Annotated in this window: 14 protein-coding genes; 3 read left to right on the top strand and 11 right to left on the bottom strand. The window is 69.4% G+C overall.

Translation table 11 applies throughout. The features are described 5' to 3' along the window. Nucleotides 1-34: 34 nt before the first annotated feature. The 4 genes from ABN611_RS25415 to ABN611_RS25400 form a co-directional block, all read right to left on the bottom strand. Nucleotides 35-619: a hypothetical protein gene (locus ABN611_RS25415; protein ID WP_350274735.1), complete on the bottom strand. Its 585-nt coding sequence runs from the start codon at nt 617-619 to the stop codon at nt 35-37. Continuing rightward, nucleotides 620-1,057, bottom strand: a complete 438-nt coding sequence (locus ABN611_RS25410) for a hypothetical protein (protein WP_350274734.1) — start codon at nt 1,055-1,057, stop codon at nt 620-622. 455 nt (nt 1,058-1,512) lie between these two features. After that, entirely contained in the window at nt 1,513-2,148 is a 636-nt protein-coding gene (locus ABN611_RS25405) for a response regulator transcription factor (protein ID WP_350274733.1), read from the bottom strand. Further along, entirely contained in the window at nt 2,145-3,263 is a 1,119-nt protein-coding gene (locus ABN611_RS25400) for a DUF5931 domain-containing protein (protein WP_350274732.1), read from the bottom strand. The genes ABN611_RS25405 and ABN611_RS25400 overlap by 4 nt, the downstream gene beginning before the upstream one ends. 185 nt (nt 3,264-3,448) lie before the next feature. On the opposite strand from ABN611_RS25400, the gene ABN611_RS25395 reads away from it, so the two are divergent. Beyond that, a complete protein-coding gene (locus ABN611_RS25395) occupies nt 3,449-5,824 on the top strand; it encodes an immune inhibitor A domain-containing protein (protein WP_350274731.1) in 2,376 nt (791 codons plus the stop codon). A 60-nt stretch (nt 5,825-5,884) separates the two neighbouring features. Here ABN611_RS25395 and hflX read toward each other — a convergent pair whose 3' ends face one another. Both hflX and dapF read right to left on the bottom strand, forming a co-directional pair. Further along, entirely contained in the window at nt 5,885-7,375 is a 1,491-nt protein-coding gene (gene hflX, locus ABN611_RS25390; RefSeq protein WP_350274730.1) for a GTPase HflX, read from the bottom strand. Between the two features lie 73 nt (nt 7,376-7,448). After that, nucleotides 7,449-8,294 (bottom strand): diaminopimelate epimerase, encoded by an 846-nt coding sequence (dapF, locus tag ABN611_RS25385; RefSeq protein ID WP_350274729.1) that lies wholly within the window; start codon nt 8,292-8,294, stop codon nt 7,449-7,451. 23 nt (nt 8,295-8,317) lie between these two features. Here dapF and ABN611_RS25380 point away from each other — a divergent pair, with 23 nt between their 5' ends. Further along, on the top strand, nt 8,318-8,578 hold the full coding sequence (locus tag ABN611_RS25380; RefSeq protein ID WP_350274728.1) for a hypothetical protein: 261 nt from the start codon (nt 8,318-8,320) through the stop codon (nt 8,576-8,578). Here the strand turns inward: ABN611_RS25380 and ABN611_RS25375 are convergent. The 4 genes from ABN611_RS25375 to ABN611_RS25360 are packed head-to-tail and all read right to left on the bottom strand — an operon-like array spanning nt 8,568 to nt 12,536. Further along, the gene (locus tag ABN611_RS25375; RefSeq protein ID WP_350274727.1) at nt 8,568-10,106 is read right to left on the bottom strand and encodes a D-aminoacylase; all 1,539 of its coding nucleotides are present in this window, start codon (nt 10,104-10,106) and stop codon (nt 8,568-8,570) included. The genes ABN611_RS25380 and ABN611_RS25375 overlap by 11 nt on opposite strands. Nucleotides 10,107-10,110: 4 nt before the next feature. Beyond that, entirely contained in the window at nt 10,111-11,241 is a 1,131-nt protein-coding gene (gene menC / locus ABN611_RS25370; RefSeq protein WP_350274726.1) for an o-succinylbenzoate synthase, read from the bottom strand. Beyond that, nucleotides 11,231-11,875: an SIS domain-containing protein gene (locus ABN611_RS25365; RefSeq protein ID WP_350274725.1), complete on the bottom strand. Its 645-nt coding sequence runs from the start codon at nt 11,873-11,875 to the stop codon at nt 11,231-11,233. The genes menC and ABN611_RS25365 overlap by 11 nt, the downstream gene beginning before the upstream one ends. Continuing rightward, nucleotides 11,868-12,536, bottom strand: a complete 669-nt coding sequence (locus ABN611_RS25360) for a GNAT family N-acetyltransferase (RefSeq protein WP_350274724.1) — start codon at nt 12,534-12,536, stop codon at nt 11,868-11,870. Before ABN611_RS25360 ends, ABN611_RS25365 begins: the two co-directional genes overlap by 8 nt. 69 nt (nt 12,537-12,605) lie before the next feature. On the opposite strand from ABN611_RS25360, the gene ABN611_RS25355 reads away from it, so the two are divergent. Then, nucleotides 12,606-13,697, top strand: a complete 1,092-nt coding sequence (locus ABN611_RS25355) for a M20/M25/M40 family metallo-hydrolase (RefSeq protein WP_350274723.1) — start codon at nt 12,606-12,608, stop codon at nt 13,695-13,697. 2 nt (nt 13,698-13,699) lie between these two features. Here ABN611_RS25355 and ggt read toward each other — a convergent pair whose 3' ends face one another. Continuing rightward, on the bottom strand, nt 13,700-15,517 hold the full coding sequence (gene ggt / locus ABN611_RS25350) for a gamma-glutamyltransferase (protein WP_350274722.1): 1,818 nt from the start codon (nt 15,515-15,517) through the stop codon (nt 13,700-13,702). Nucleotides 15,518-15,524: the final 7 nt, after the last annotated feature.

The raw sequence follows: 15,524 nt of genomic DNA, 5'->3' as shown, positions 1-15,524 counted from the left end.
CCAACGGCTGGCCGTACGGCAGCCCGTCTGGAATTTACGGGGCCTCGAGGCGGGAGTCTCGGAGGTGGATCGGCTCGAGCATGCCTCGGGGAAAGTCGCCGAGCTCAAGCTTTTCGACTTCCACTGTGAACGGGCCACGTAAAAGCTGGCCGGTGGCTTTCAAAGCAATGCCTGTCTCGATGTCACAGTTGATGAAGAATTCATGACCGGTGCCGGCGACCGCGGTCGACGTCAGAGTCTTCCGGCCGAGGTGGCGTGACTTTCGTGGCAGGTTGCCTGAGGCAAGTTGCGCGTCAGCCCAAGAGAGGCAGGCGTTCAGGCTCGAGAGGGCTCGCGCCTCGCTGCCGGTATTTCGCGGTACCGGAACGCTGTCGGTGTCGTACCGAGAAGTGCGGATCTGATCACCGTCAGGGAACGCGCAGTACTCTGCCGTCTCCAACCAGATCAGGTCGCCGTTGAGTTGTCGGACCACGGCCGTTGAGCCGTCGAGAGCGAGTTCGACGGAGCGCGGGGCGAAAGCCAGGGCGCCGGACGATTTCACGACCATCCGCAGACGAGGGGTAGCGCCCGACCTGGTCGACAGGTCGGACGCGGCGAGAGTCCAGTCAGCGGAGCTCATCTAGTACCCGATACGCATCCGCACACCCGCAGAATAGCCTGAACTGGTGTGCTGTACCCCGTTCGGCCAGGCGTAGCCCAAGGCATACGTCCTGAACGTCCCTTCCAGTGCGCCGGCGCATGTGACAGAGCCACCGGAGTAGGAGTGCGCCGCGACCGTCTCCGCCGAGCACCGATAGGCCGTTCGGTCGTAGTACGTGCCGTAGTAGTCGAGTTCCTGGAGCTTCACGCAAACCTTCTGAACGTCGTAGTTCCCGACGCAGTCCTGGTACCCGTCATACCCGATACCACCAGTGATCGAGTGTGGATTGTTGGCGTGGCCGCGGCATGCACCGACATCGACCTTGCCCTGCAACTGCATCGACCAGTCCGGCTTCGGCTTCGGCACCTCAACCGCCTGCGCCGTGCTTACTTGGACCCCCACTACGAACGTAAACAAGACAGCACTTCCGGCAAAACAACTTCCGAAACACTGCAACCTCCCTTGGGCGGCCCCCGATCGGACGGAAGGGAGTGCGTCGAGCTTATGGCGCGAGCCTGACCAGCGGAACCAGATGGAGTTGCAACAACATGCAAAGGTGGCCACCATCGCAATGACGGTGGTGAAGCCGTCGCCCGGCTGTGCTCAGTTCGCAGGTCAGCCCGTCAGCAGTCGAACCACAGTCCCGCGTCGCACGGGTCCCTCGCCCAGACGAGTGCCGTAGTCGCACGCGAGCGGCAGCGAGCAACACGCCGGCGGCAGCCGGCAACTCGCGGCGCTAGCCGCAACTCCCCGGCGCCAGCCGGAAACAATTCTCCGGGCGCCAAGCCCGGGGGTGGGTGGGAGCGGGCGTAGCGGGCGCGTCTGAGGAGCGGAGCGACGAAGCTAGCGGCCGCGTAGCACGCGTGGGCCGATCAGTCGGTGTCCAGCCCGTGTTCGATTGCGTACCTGACCAGTGCAGCGCGGTTGTGGAGTTGGAGTTTGCGGAGGGTGTTTTGGACGTGGTTTTCCACGGTGCGGTGGGACAGGACCAGGCGGGTTGCGATCTGTTTGGCGGTGAGGCCGCGGGCTACCAGGCGGAGGACCTCTGCCTCCCGGTCGGTCAGCTTCGGGACCTCGGGGCCCGTCTCACCCAGCCGCCGGTATTCGCCCAGGAGCAAACCAGCCAGCCCTGCGCTGAACACCGCGTCGCCTTCAGCGGTACGCCGTACCGCATCGTCGAACTCGTCCAAGGACGCGGACTTCACCAAATACCCGGACGCCCCATTTTTCACCGCCGCGAGTACGTCGTCCTGCTCGGCGCTGGCCGACAGCACCAGGACGCGCGTGTCAGGAAGCGCTGTGGTGATCTCGCGGGTGGCGTCGACGCCGGAGCCGGTGCCTAGCTGGAGGTCCATCACTACCACGTCCGGGCGCGTCGCCAGCGCGATCTTCACCGCACTCGCGACATCGGCGGCCGTGGCGCAGACGTCGTACCCGCGGCTGCCCAGGTCGCGGGCCACGCCTTCGCGCCACATCGGGTGGTCGTCGACGATCATTACTCGCGTCATTTCGGTACCTTCAACTCCCACTCGGTTCCTTCGCCTGGGGCGGTGCGGACCGTGACGGTGCCGCCCAGGTCGGTGATGCGGCCGCGGATCGACTGGCTGACGCCCAGGTGACCGTCGGCGCGGGCCTGTTCGAGCCGGGCGGGCGTCGTACCGACTCCGTCGTCGCGGATCGACACCAGAACCTCCGCCCTCAGGTCTTCGACCACCACCCAGGATCGGGCGTCGGGTCCGGCGTGTTTCGTCACGTTGCTGAGCGCTTCCTTGACGGCGGCAACCAGTTCACCGGCACCAGCGGCCGGCAGCAGGACCTGCCCTGCCGGTACGACGACATCGACGCGGGTCGTGGCCAGCGGCAACAGCAGGCCGCAGAGGTCGACGCGATCGCCTTCGGTCACGGCGGGACGGGACGCCATCAAGGTGCGGAGGGCAACCTCCTGCTCAGCGGCCAGCTCGGCCAGTTCGCGCGCCTCGCCGCCGATCGCCGTACCGCGGCGCTGTACCTGCGCCAGCACCTGCAGTACGCCGTCATGGATCGAGCGACTGAGCCGCAGCCGTTCGGCGGTCGCGCTCTCCGCAGCGATCGCCTCGCGCAGCCGCGCCTCCGCCTGGCGCATGGTCGACGCGGTGTACCCGACCACCAGTCCGGCCACGAGCAGCAGCTGCACGTTGCTGAGGATCTTCGACGCGTTCTCAACGCCTCGCAGCGACAGCAGCGCCAGGCTGATGGTGGCCGCGCCGAGCAGGCCGCCGTCGCGGCCGCGGGAGATCGCCAGCGCGAGGACCGGTCCGGCCGCCCACACCGACGTCAGCACCGAGGCGCCGCCGCGGATGTCGATCAGCGGCTGCGCCCACAGGGTCGCGTACATGCACCCGGCCGTCACGATCAGGTCCGCGAACGCCAGCCGCGTGTTCCGGCGGCCCCAGCGCCGGCTGTAGCCGTACGACGAGATCAGCGTCCACAGGCCCATGACCGCCATTTGCAGCACCGCGCCGTACGGCCTGACGATGCCGTCCCAGCGCGTCCACACGCCGAAACACGCGAACGCCCAGGTGATCACCCGGAACACGACGAGCGCACGCCACAGCGGCTGCAGCAGGTCGGTCCGGCGCTCCACGCGCCACAGTCTGCCAAGGAGCGGGCCTCCGGCGCGTGAGCCCTTCTACTCAGCACGCAGGTTTCCCCTCGGTTCTCAGCTATTCCTCAGTTCCACTTCAACTCGGTGGATTTTCGCCGTACTCTCGCGCAAACACGCTCGGGGGAGCAACGAACACACTGCGTCATCAGACACGGAGGGGAATCGTGCGCAAGCTACCCGCCGGGCTGTTCAGCCTGGCCCTGGCGGCGACCACGGGGTTCGGCATCGCCGCGGCCTCGTCCGGTAACGCCGCCACACCGCCCAAGCAGGCCTCGGCACCGAGCGCCAGCGAGCCTGCGCCCGCCTCGGACGAGCTGCCCAGCCCGCTCGAGGACAAGCGCCGCGCACTGCGGGAGGAGGCGCTGACCAAGGTCATCAACGGTCAGGCCACGCCCCAGGAGCGCGACGGCAGCACGGTCGTCAAGCTCGGGACCAAGGCCGCCGGCGCGAAGGGCGCCAAGAACGCCACCGGCCGCGTCGACCAGTACGTCGAGCTGTCCCGGGAGAAGACCGACCGGATCTTCGTCGTGCTCGCCGAGTTCGGCAACGAGCGGCACCCGAACTACCCGGACCAGGACACCTCGCCGAACTTCCCGGGCCCGGCCCGGTTCGACGGGCCGCTGCACAACGAGATCCCGGAGCCGGACCGCGCGGTCGACAACTCCACCGTCTGGCGGGCCGACTACAGCCCGCAGTACTTCCGGGACCTGTACTTCGGCGACGGCAACTCGGTGAAGAAGTACTACGAGAAGCAGTCGTCCGGCCGGTACTCCGTGGACGGCGCGGTCACCGACTGGGTCAAGGTCAAGTACAACGAGGCCCGGTACGGCCGCTCGAACGGGTACCCGTGCAACGGCAACGTCTGCAGCAACACCTGGGCGCTGATCCAGGACTCGGTCAACCAGTGGGTCGCGGACCAGCTGGCGAAGGGCCGCACCAAGGCCGAGGTCACCGCGGACCTGAAGACGTTCGACCAGTGGGACCGTTACGACTTCGACGGTGACGGCAACTTCAACGAGCCGGACGGCTACATCGACCACTTCCAGATCGTGCACTCCGGCGGCGACCAGGCCGACGGCGACCCGTGGCAGGGCGAGGACGCGATCTGGTCGCACCGCTGGTACGCCGGGTTCCCGGGCGGCCCGGCGAACAACCCGAGCGGCGGCGCCCAGATCGGCGACACCGGCCTGTACGTCGGTGACTACACGATCCAGCCGGAGAACGGCGGCATCAGCGTCTTCGCGCACGAGTACGGCCACGACCTCGGGCTGCCGGACCACTACGACACCTCGGGTGCCGCGGTCGAGAACGGCGTCAACTGGTGGTCGATCATGGCGCAGAGCCGGGTCGGCAAGCCCAGCGACGGCGGCATCGGCGAGCAGGCGGCCGACTTCAGCATCTGGGACAAGCTGCAGCTCGGCTGGCTCGACTACGAGATCGTGAAGGCCGGCCAGAACCGGACCGTCGAGCTCGGCCCGCACGAGTACAACTCGAAGAAGGCCCAGGGCCTCGTGGTGACGCTGCCGAAGAAGGAGGTCACCCACCAGCTGGTCCAGCCGGCGGCCGGGGCGAAGTCCTGGTGGAGCGGTCAGGGCCACCAGTTCACGCACACGATGAGCCGCCAGGTGACGCTGCCGGCCGGTCAGCCCGCGAGCCTCACGTTCCAGGCGAACTGGGACATCGAGGACTGCGGCCCGGACGCGTGTGACTACGCGTACGTCGACGTGAACGACGGCACCGGCACGAAGCCGATCAAGGGCAACATCACCAAGGACGCCGAGGGCAACGGCATCGACGGCAAGAGCGGCGGCTGGGTGCCCGCGACGTTCGACCTGTCGGCGTACGCCGGCAAGACGATCACGCTGCAGTTCCGCTACGCCACCGACCCGGCGGCGGGCGGGCTCGGGTTCTTCGCCGACGCCATCAAGGTGACGTCGGGTGCGACGACGGTGTTCGAGTCCGGCGCCGAGGCGACGCCGGAAGGCTGGACGCTGAACGGGTTCAGCTCGGTCGGTTCGTCGTACACCAGCCAGCACGACAACTACTACCTGGTGTCGAACATCAACTACGTTTCCTACGACAAGCACCTGCAGACCGGGCCGTACAACTTCGGCTGGGCGAGCACGTTGCCGGACAAGGTGGAGCACTTCCCGTACCAGGACGGCGTACTGGTCTGGTACTGGGACACCTCGCAGGACAACAACAACACCAACCAGCACCCCGGTGAGGGCCTGGTCCTCCCGGTCGACTCGCACCCGACCCCGATCAACCGGATGGACGGCCAGCTGTGGCGTCCGCGGGTCGGCGGGTACGACGCTCCGTTCGGCCTGGAGAAGGCGGACTCGTTCACGCTGCACGTCAACGGGCAGCCGAGCTACATCCGCGGCCAGAACGCCGTCCAGACCTTCAACGACGGCAAGTCCTACTGGACCCCGGACCAGCCGACCGCCGGCGTCAAGGTCCCGAACAACGGCGTCAACATCAAGGTCCTCTCCAAGAACGGCACCTCGGTGAAGGTCCAGGTCAGCAAGCGCAACTGACCACCTGAAACGCCGAACGGCCCTCCCGGGATCCTCGGGAGGGCCGTTCTCGCGTTGCGTTCAGGCGACCTTGTACGGCGTGAGGTCGCCGGCCAGGGACGGGTGGACGCGGGCGGTGATGCGGGTGCCGTCGGCGGTGTGTTCGAGTTGCTCGACCGAGCCTTCGGAGTGGATCCGGGAGACCAGGTCGCCGCGGTCGTACGGCAGCAGCACGTCGAGGGAGATGTGCGGCTGCGGCAGTGCGCCCTCGATCAGCTCGCGGAGCTTGTCGATGCCTTCGCCGGTGCGGGCCGACACCACGATCGCGTGCGGTTCGCGGTGCAGGATCGGCGCCAGCGCGAGCGGGTCGGCGGCGTCGGCCTTGTTGATCACCACGATCTCCGGTACGTCGGTCGCGTCGATCTCGGCCAGCACCTCGCGGACCGCCTGGATCTGCGCCACCGGGTCCGGGTGCGAACCGTCGACCACGTGCAGCAGCAGGTCCGCGTCCGTGACCTCCTCCAGCGTCGAGCGGAACGCCTCGACGATGTCGTGCGGCAGGTGCCGGACGAACCCGACGGTGTCGGTCAGCGTGTACACGCGGCCGTCCGAGGTCGTCGTACGGCGGGTCGTCGGGTCCAGGGTCGCGAACAGCGCGTCCTCGACCAGCACGCCCGCGCCGGTGATCTGGTTCAGCAGCGAGGACTTGCCGGCGTTGGTGTAGCCCGCGATCGCGACCGACGGGACCAGGTTGCGGCGGCGCTCCTGGCGCATCGTCGACCGGGTGCCCTTCATCTCCTTGAGCGTCCGGCGGAGCTTGCTGATCTTGGTGTTGATCCGGCGCCGGTCGGTCTCGATCTTGGTCTCACCGGGACCACGGCCGCCGATACCGCCGCCGGCCGCGCCGACCCGGCCGCCGGCCTGGCGGGACAGGTTGCCACCCCAGCCGCGCAGGCGCTGCTTCATGTACTGCAGCTGCGCCAGCTCGACCTGGGCCTTGCCTTCCTTGCTCTTCGCGTGCTGCGCGAAGATGTCCAGGATCAGCGCGGTCCGGTCGACCACCTTGACCTTGAGCTTGTCCTCCAGGTTGCGCAGCTGCGCGGGCGCCAGCTCGCCGTCGGCGATCACGGTGTCCGCGCCGAGCGACGCGACCAGGTTGCGCAGGTCGGCGACCTTGCCGGAGCCGATGAAGGTCGCCGGGTCCGGCTTCTTGCGGCGCTGGATCACGCCGTCCAGCACCTCGGAGCCGGCGGTCTCGGCGAGCAGCTTGAGCTCGGTCAGCGAGTTCTCCGCGTCCTCGGCGCTGCCCTCGGTCCAGACGCCGACCAGCAGCACCCGCTCGAGCAGCAGCTTGCGGTACTCGACCTCACTGATGTCGGTCAGCTCGGTCGACATCCCGACCACGCGGCGGAGCGCCTGGCGCTCCTCGAGGTCGAGGCCCTCGGTGCTCAGGTCCTGCTCGTAGTCCCGCTCGATGTCCTCGTGACCCGTCAACGAATCGCCGGAGTCATCGCCCTGGGTCAGGTCGGTTTCGACGTCGGTGGTCTCGTATGCGTGTGAATGGGTCGTCATATACCTTCCATGGTGGCACGGGTCTCCAAGTACAAGCGACCCGTTTACCAGCAGTCAACGCCCCACGCAGGACTCAGATTCCCGGCAGCCAGGCCCGGTCGAACTCCCCGCGGGCGTGCACGACCGCGGGCCCCGTCAGCTCCAGGTGGTTGTCAGCACGCCACGTGACGCTGACTTCACCCCCAGGTACGCCGACCCGGTACGTCACCGGCAGCTCGTCGCGGGCGGCCCGCGCGGCCGCGACCGTCACGGCGCAGGTCCCCGTCCCGCACGACCGGGTCTCCCCCGCGCCGCGCTCGTGGACGCGCATCTGGACGTCGTGCGGACCACGCCGTACGACGAACTCGATGTTCACGCCCTGCGGAAAGGCCTCCACCGGCGACCACGCCGGCTGATCGCACAGGTTGCCCGGCTCGCTGAGGCTGTCGACGAAGGCGACCGCGTGCGGATTGCCCATGTCGACATGCAGCGCCGGCCACTGGTGACCGTTGGCCTCCACCACGATCCCGGCCGCCTGGGGCAGCGTCGGCTCGCCCATGTCGACGGTCAGCGTGCCGTCGTCGTTCTGCGCGACCTCCTTGACGCCCGCGCGGGTCCCGACCCGGACCGGCTTGCCGTCGATCCAGCCCGCCTCGGCGAGGTACTTCGCGAAGACCCGGACGCCGTTCCCGCACATCTCCGCGATCGAGCCGTCGGCGTTCCGGTAGTCCATGAACCAGTCGCCGCCGTCCTCGACGTACGACTGCTTGTCGCCCCGGACCACCCGCAGCACGCCGTCCGCGCCGATGCCCGCGTGCCGGTCGCAGAGGAACCGCACCAGCGCCGCGTCCAGCTCGCCGTGCACGGAACCGTCCGGGTCGGGCAGGATCACGAAGTCGTTCTCCGTGCCGTGCCCCTTCAGCCAGGGAAACAAGCTCATGGGGAAAGCGTACGGTGTGCGTCATGGAGCTGATCGCCTGCTTCTGGGACCAGGAGGACGCCGAAGCCGTCGCCGAGGAACTGGGCGGAGACGTCCGGCGCGGCCGCTTCCACGGCGAGGACGACGACGAGGACCATCCGTGGACCGTCGTACTGCGGGACGTCGATCAGGCGCGACTGGACGAGTTGCTCGCGCGGTACGACGGCTGGCTCGAGGCGGACGCCCACGAGCCGGTCAGCGCGCCGCCTCCGTTGCCGAGTGAGCCCAAGCGCTTCAAGCGATGACCCGGCCCGGCCGGCGCCCCGTCGGTACGCCGTCCGCGAGAACGGGCTCGCCGGCCACCAGGACGTGCTCGACGCCGACCGACAGCTGCCACGGATCGTCGTACGTCGACCGGTCGGCGACCCGTGCCGGATCGAGGACGACGACGTCCGCGACCGCACCGGGACGCAGTACGCCGCGATCGTTGAGCCCCAGCCGGGACGCGGGCAGCGACGTCATCCGCCGGATCGCCTCACCCACCTCCAATACGCCGAGATCGCGCGCGTAGTGCCCGAGCACCCGCGGAAACGTGCCGAAGTTGCGCGGATGCGGGTGTCCCGGACCGGTGGCGTCCATGATCCAGCCGTCGCTCGCGACCGCCGTCCGCGGATGGTCGAGCACCGCGATCACGTCGTCCCCACACATCGCGTGGTTGACCACGCTGACGGCGGCCTGGTGCGACTCGAGGATGCGGAGCACGATCTCGGCGGCGTCGACGCCGTCCTGCCGGGCGATCTCTGCGAGGCTGAGGCCGCGGCTGTCCTGATAGCGGCCGGGCGGCAGCGACGCGATGACAACCGTGTCAGGTGATAGCAGTACGTCGGCTCGCAGGGCGTCGGCGATCCGCGCGCGCTCGGCCGGGTCGGCGAGCCGCTCGAGGAGGGTTCCGCCGGCCAGCGCCCACGCCGGCAGGCGGGTGGTGAGGGTCGTGCTGGTCGCCGTGTACGGGTAGGCGTCCCAGCCGAGGTCGACGTCGTCCACCTGGTCGAGCTTCTCCAACGCCGCGTTGACGAGACCGTGGTTGGACTTACCAACGGCTTTCAGGTGTGAGATCTCGAGCCGCGCACCGCCGGCCCGGGCCGCCGTGATCGCCTCGTCGAGCGCGTCCAGGAGGCCGGCGCCCTCGTTGCGGATGTGGGTCGAGTACAGCAGTCCGCACTCGGCCGCCGTCGCGACCAGGGCGGCGACCTCCTCGGACGACGCGTAGGTGCCCGGCGCATAGATAAGCCCGGTGGAGAACCCGACCGCGCCCTGGTCCGCGGCCTCCCGCAGCAGGTCCTGCATCGTCCGGACCTCACTCGGCGACGGTGCTCGCTGAGCGCTGCCCATCGCGGCGATCCGGAGTGTGCAGTGGCCGACCTGGAGCGCGACGTTCACCGCCGGTTCCAGCGTGGCAGCGAAGCCGGCCAGGTCGTCCCAGGACCAGTCGAGCGACGGCGCGAGGAACGCCGTACCCGCGCGCAGCGGCTCCAGGTCGGTGACCGGGAATGGCGACCAGCCGCAGTTCCCGGTGATCAGTGTGGTGACGCCCTGCGCGAGCTGCGACTCGGCGGCCGGGCTCGCGCCGATGCTGAAGTCGGCATGCGAGTGCAGGTCGACGAAACCGGGCGCCACAATGTTGCCCGTGGCATCGATCACCTCTGCCCCGGACACCGGTTCGCCGGGCGGCAGCACCGCGCTGATGCGGTCCCCCTCGACCAGCACCGTGCCCGGCACCGGCTCGCTGCCGGTCCCGTCCGCGACAAGACCACCGGTCAGCGCGACCCGCACCACGTCACTCCTGTTCCGGTCCGAGGGAGAGCTGGGCGACCGTGTTCGCGGCGATCAGCTCGCGGTCCACGGGCTGCCCGAGACCGCTTGCCCGGGGCACCTGTACGACGCCCCGGACGGCGACCACGCCGGGTTCGACGAGATCCCGGGCGTAGTACTTCTCCGAGGCGGACACGTCCGATGGGAGGGTGAACCCGGAGAGACTGGAGAGCGCGACGTTCGCCAGCCGGCCGATCCCGAACTCGTGCATGCCGCCGCACCAGACCGGCACGCCGGCGTCCTGCGCCCGATCGTGCGCCGCGCGGGCCGCGGTCAGGCCGCCCATCCGCGACACCTTGATGTTGAGGATCTTCAGCGCGTCGAGGGCGAGCGCGGTCTCCAGGTCGTCGACCGTCTCCACGCTCTCGTCCAGGCAGACCGGCGTACCGATCGTGCGCTGCAGCGCCGCGTGGGTGAGCAGGTCACGCGGCGCGAACGGCTGCTCGATCATCGTCAGCCGGTAGCCGTCCAGCTTCCGCAACTGCTCCAGGTCGTCGGCCGTGTAGATCCCGTTCGCGTCGACATGCAGGTCGAGGTCCGGGTACGCCGAGCGCACCGCACTGACCGGCTCCACGTCCCAGCCGGGAGCGATCTTCAGCTTCACCCGGGGGTAGCCTGCCTCGACCTGTTGCTGCACCTGGGCGAGCAGGTCGTCGATCGTCGGTTCGATGCCCAGCGACACCCCCGCGACGACCTCGGTCCGCGTACCGCCCAAGACTGTTGCCAGCGGCACCTGTTGGACCTCCGCCCAGAGGGTCCAGGCGGCCATGTCCACGCCGGCCTTGGCGAAGTTGTTGCCGCGGATCTTCGACCACAATCCCGCCAACTGATCAGGATGCGTCCACGGTCGGTCGAGTACGGCGGGCAACAGGTAGCGCGAGGCGATGTGCCAGCAGGTCTCGACGGTCTCCGGCGCGTAGTACGGATCGGAGGACGACGCGATCTCGCCCCAGCCGACCGCGCCGGACGCGTCCTCCAGCTCGACCAGCACGTGGTCGAGGAACGCCTTGCGGTGCGAGCTGGTCTGGAACTCGTGCACCAGCGGCATCCGCACCCGGTGCAGCCGGGCCGCGACGATCTTCAGTTCAGTTGACATACAGCCCCAGTTCGGTGTTGAGCCGGTCCCGCTCGACCAGCCGGCGGCGCGCGCCCTTCGCGCTCGCGGTCGTCAGCGTGGCCAGCACGTGCAGCACCGACACGACGACGGTCGGCGAGTCGACGTACGACGCGCTGCCGGTCGCGACGTAGATGCTCTGGTCGGCTAGCTTGGCCAGCGGCGCGTCCTCGAAGTCGGTGATCGCGACGAGCTCGCCGCCGGCCTCGACGAACCGCTGCGCGATCTCGACGGTGTCGCGCCGGTAGCGGCGGAACGAGAATGCGACCATCAGATCGTTGGACCGGACGTCCGCCAGCACGTCGACGCCGCGGACGACGGTGCCGTCGACCAACGTCACCTGGGAGAGCCCGACGCCGAGGTCGAAGGCCAGCAGTGACGCGTACGAGTACGACTTCGCCGAGCCGATGATGAAGCGCCGGCGGGCGGCGACGATCCGGGCCGCGGCCTGCGCGATCGACTCGTCGGTGCGGATCTGGTCCAGGGCCTCGTCGATCGAGGCCCGCTCCTGCTCTACCACGCGCCGCTGCAGCAGCGTCGACGAGCGGCGCTGCAGCCGGGCGTCGTACCGCTCCTGTGGGCTGCTGAGCTCGCGGTTGCGCGGATCGTCAGGCATCGTCGGCCGGTCCGAAGTAGTAGGCGCCGGCGCCGTCCGGAAGCCGGCGGCAGGACACGGCGACGAGCCCCTTGCCGAGCAACTCCTCGAACGAACGGCGCAGCTCGCGCGGATCGCCCGGTACGACGAGCTGGGTCAGCGCCGCGTCGTCCGGCGCCGGGGCAGCGTCGCGGCTCAGGTCCCACTCGACGATCACGCGGTCGGTGCCCGGGCCGTACATGTCGGGGGCGAACCAGCGGCCGCGCGCGCCGAGGACGTCGAGGTTGAAGTGCGCGTTGCGGACCTGCGCCGGGTCATAGGTCCAGCGCATCCGCGACATCCCGTGGCTGAGGGCGACTTCGCGTTGGGCGTGCTTGAGCATCCGGCCGAGGCCGTGCCCCTGCTGCTCGGCGGCGACCACGGCCGACTGCGAGTAGTGGTAGAAACCGCGCCGGTCGGTGCCGCAGAAGCCGTACGCGAACGCGACCAGCCGATCGCTCTCGTCGAGGATGCCGACCACCGAGCCGCCGTTGCTCGCCAGGGCGCCGAGCAGCCGCGGGTTCAGCCCGTACGCCGGGTCGTCGTAGCCGAAGACCTCCCGGTACAACGCCGAGGCCTCGGCGAACCTCGACGCCGTGGTGAGCGAGACCGCACGGAAGCCCACCTCAGAGATACGATTCATATCCTGATCGTATCCTCGACGGCTCCACGCTGGTCAATGGCTTATCGGATGATGATACGTTGACTATCTATGATGATCGAGCGACTCCGGGAGTACGTCGGCACGGAGACCCCGACTGGTGACGCGGCCGCGCTGAACGCCTTCGCCGACCGGCTGACGACGCGGTACACCGAGCTGGGCGGCACTGTGCGGCGCATCCCGGCGCCGACCGGTGACCACCTCGTCGCGGACTTCCCCGGCCGCGGACCACAGGCAGCTGCCGCGCCGCTGCTGTTCCTCGCCCATCACGACACCGTCTGGCCGGCCGGGCAGCTGCGGGACGCGATGCCGTGGCGCGAGGCGGACGGGATCATCCACGGGCCGGGCGTCTTCGACATGAAGGGCGGCCTGGTCGTGCTCGAGACCGCCCTGGAGCAGGTCGCCGACCGGGAGCACCGGCCGCTGCGGGTCGTCGTGGTCGCGGACGAGGAGATCGGCTCCCCGTCGGCGCGAGAGGCGGTGACGGCCGAGGCGGCCGGGGTGTACGCCGCCTTCGGGTTCGAGCCGCCGCACCCGAACGGCGACCTCAAGACGTCGCGCTGGGGCAGCACGCGGGTCCGCATCGAGGTGACCGGCCGCGAAGCCCATGCGGCACTCGATCCGTCCGGCGGCGTGTCCGCGATCGACGAGCTCGTCGACCAACTCATCGCCGTACGCCGCATCGTCGCCGACCATGACCATGTGCTGTGCAACGTCGGCACCATCACCGGCGGCGGGCGCACCAACGTCGTACCGGGATCGGCGGCCGCCGACATCGGGTTCCGCTTCGTCGATCCCGCCGTCGAAGAGGCCGTTCTGCAGGCGGTGACCGCGTTGCGGCCGGTGCGGGACGCTCTGCTGCAGGTGCGGGTGCTGTCGAACCGGCCGGCCTGGCAGCCGTCGCCGGCGACCGACGAGCTGCTGGCGAAGGTCGCCGCGGCCGCACGGTCCGTCGGTCAGGAGATCGGCGGCAAGGCCGCCTCCGGGGCGGCCGACACCAATCTCACCGGATGGTTGGGTATCCCAACGCTGGACGGCCTGGGCCCGCTCGGCAAGGGAGCTCACGCCGTCCACGAACAGATCGTCGCGGCGACCCTGGCCGAACGCGCGGCCCTGGTCGCCGCCATCATCAAGACAGTCTAGGATCACCGCACTCTGAAGGGCCAGGCCGTTCCGGCCGCTCCCCCGCCGCGTCGCGACGGTTCCGCGGCGGCCAGGATCGCGCCACCGGGCAGGAACTCCAGCGCCGCGACCGCGCCGATCTCGGACGCCGAGGACCCCGGCGGACCGGCCGGCGTAAACGTGTGACCGTACGACCCCAACGCGACGCCGTACTGGTCGATGAACGCCTGCTCGGCCGTCACCGACGCGGTGTTGCGCTGCGAGGCGCGCGGCGCCGCGATCGCCTGCGGCAGCGTCATACCGCGGTCGAGCCGGTTCGTCAGGGTCTGCAGCACGGTCGTGATGATCGTCGAGCCACCCGGCGAGCCGAGCGCGAGGAACGGCTTGCCGCCGCGCAGCACGATCGTCGGCGACATCGACGACCGCGGCCGCTTCCCGGCCTCGACCCGGTTCGGGTCCTGCGGGTTGGGGACGGCGGAGAAGTCGGTGAGCTCGTTGTTGAGGATGAAGCCACGCCCCGGCACGGTGATGCCGCTGCCGCCGGTCTGCTCGATGGTCAGCGTGTACGAGACGACGTTGCCCCACTTGTCGGCCGCGACCATGTGCGTCGTCGACTGGCCCTTGACGTCCTGGCGAGCCTCGACCCCGGCGCCCTGGGGGCAGCGCGCGTAGTCGCCGTCCGGCGAGCCTGCGGGCACCGGCTTCGTCGCGGCCTTCTGCGGGTCGATCAGGCAGGACCGCTCGGCCCCGAACCCACGCGACAACAGCTCCTGCACCGGTACGTCGACGTACGCCGGGTCACCGACGTACGCGTTGCGGTCGGCGAAGGCCAGCGCCGACGCCTCGAGGTAGGTGTGCAGCGACTGCGTCGTCGACTGCTGCCGCAGGTGCTGCGGCCGCAGGATGTTCAGCGCCTCGCCGACGGTGGTGCCACCGGACGACGACGGCGCCATGCCGTAGACGTCCAGGCCTTCGTACCGGACCTTGGTCGGCTTGCGGTCGATCGTCTTGTACGCCGCCAGGTCACTGGCCCGCAGGTAGCCGGGGAAGAACGGCAGCGTGGCGTTCGGCGTCTTCGGCGGGTTCTGGGCCACGGCGGCCATCTCGCCCGCGAGCGCGCCGGTGTAGAACGCCGACGAACCCTGCTGACCGATCAGCCGGTACGTCTGGGCGAGGTCGGGGTTCTTGAACAGCGTTCCGACCTGCGGCGCGTCGCCGTTCGGCAGGAACAGCGCGGCGGTCGGCAAGACCTGCGAGAACCGGTCCTTGTTGTCGAGCGTCTGCAGGCGGAACGTCGGGTCCACCACGAACCCGCGCTCGGCCAGGTCCGCGGCCGGCGTCAGCGCCTTGCCGAGCGACAACGAACCCCACTTCTTCAGCGCCCGGTCCCAGGTGGCCAGCGTGCCCGGCACGCCGATCGACACCCCGGACGTCACCAGCTGCGCGAACGGGTACGGCTGACCGGTCGCGGGATTGACGAACGCATTGGACGGCATCGTCGCGGGCGCCGTCTCGCGGCCGTCGATCGTGAACACCTTGCGCTGCTTGGCGTCGTAGTACACGAAGTACCCGCCACCGCCGATCCCGGCCGAGTACGGCTCGGTGACGCCGAGGGCGGCGGCCGTGGCGACGGCGGCGTCGACCGCGTTCCCACCGCGACGCAGGACGTCGAGACCGATGTTCGTCGCGTCAGGGTCGACCGAGGACACCGCACCGCCGAACCCGATCGCGGTCGGCGTCTTGGCCGGTGCCTGTGTCTGTTGAGTAGTGGCGACTGCTGGACTACTGGCGCCTGTCAGGACCAGGGCGGTGACGGACAGGGCTGCGATCAGCTTCTTCACGGATCTC

Origin of the sequence: Kribbella sp. HUAS MG21 (assembly GCF_040254265.1) — a bacterium.
Classification (GTDB): domain Bacteria; phylum Actinomycetota; class Actinomycetes; order Propionibacteriales; family Kribbellaceae; genus Kribbella.
This window is presented reverse-complemented; position numbering and strand designations above follow the sequence as displayed.